The organism is Bartonella saheliensis, assembly GCF_902162175.1.
Genome location: NZ_LR607313.1, coordinates 1 through 1,233, shown reverse-complemented (window position 1 = coordinate 1,233; position 1,233 = coordinate 1). Strand labels below are relative to the sequence as shown.

Annotated in this window: 2 protein-coding genes; one reads left to right on the top strand and one right to left on the bottom strand. The window is 35.0% G+C overall.

The features are described 5' to 3' along the window. The coding region (locus FS875_RS09960; protein ID WP_246067906.1) for a hypothetical protein at nt 1-456 on the top strand (456 nt) is incomplete at its 5' end. A gap of 26 nt (nt 457-482) precedes the next feature. Here FS875_RS09960 and FS875_RS09955 read toward each other — a convergent pair. Further along, nucleotides 483-1,233, bottom strand: a 751-nt coding sequence (locus FS875_RS09955; RefSeq protein ID WP_144756279.1) for a ParB/RepB/Spo0J family partition protein, incomplete at its 5' end; no start/stop codon positions are given.

Genomic DNA, 1,233 nt, shown 5'->3' with positions numbered 1-1,233 from the left:
GTATTATGTTTTCTGTTCTTTTTCTCCTTTGTTTTATATGCTCAAGAAATAAAAAAAGAAACAGATAATCATTCTTCTCTATCACCCCTCATTGCGAATTATCCTTTAACAGAAGATTTTCTTTTAAAGCTGGAGAAGATAAGAAAAGAATGTGAAAATTTATCTCCAGAACCAGAAACAGCTGAGATCGAAAATGATCCACCCACTCATGACGAGTGTATTGAAGGATATATCGCTTATATTTCTCGTAAACCAAAACTTATGAATATTTTAAGAAAAAATAACCTCACACTGAAAGATTTTGTTGTTGGTCACTTAGCACTTCAAGCAACACTGAATATCCTTACAAACGAAGAAATTTCTGTTCATAAACAAAACATTATACCTTTAAGCAATATTGAATTTGCTAAAAAAAATATGTACAGAATAATTAAAATCTTAAGAGACAATTGTTAAAAGGACTTTTTATTTTGAACAATTGATTAGCTTTGCAAACGCCGACAAATATCATCTAATTGTTCTAATGAAGAATAGTGTATTTTTAAATCACCCCCTTTTTTTCCATGTCTAATAATAACTTTCATTCCGATGACATCTGCAAGCAACTTTTCTAAAGATTTAGTTTCCGCATCTTTTTCTACAGAGGTTCGTTTTTTGACCTTAGGATTAGCCTGTTCATAGGCAAGTACTTCAGTTTGACGCACAGAAAGACCTTCACGAATAATTTTTTCGGCCAAATCCTGTGGATTATCGACAGTTATAAGACAACGCGCATGACCAGCAGAGAGTTGACCATCAGTTAAAAATTGTTGTACTTTTTCTGGCAATTTTAACAAACGAAGCGTATTTGCAACATGACTTCGACTTTTTCCAATCACTTGAGCTAAATCTACTTGCGTATAACCATGTTCACTGAGCAAAAGTTCATATCCCATTGCTTCTTCAATAGGATTAAGATCGGCACGCTGAACATTTTCAATAATTGCCAATTCTAAAGCTGTTTTATCATCCACATCGCGAATAATTACTGGTAATTGACTTAAATGAGCACGCTGTGCAGCACGCCATCGCCGTTCACCAGCAATGAGTTCAAACCGCTGAGGATGCTCCCGTGAAGGTCTTACAATAACAGGTTGAACAACACCGTGCTGACGAATTGATTGTGCTAAATTATCAAGTTCTGCTTCAGTAAAATGGCGCCGTGGATTATGTGGATTACACGAAATAGCTTCA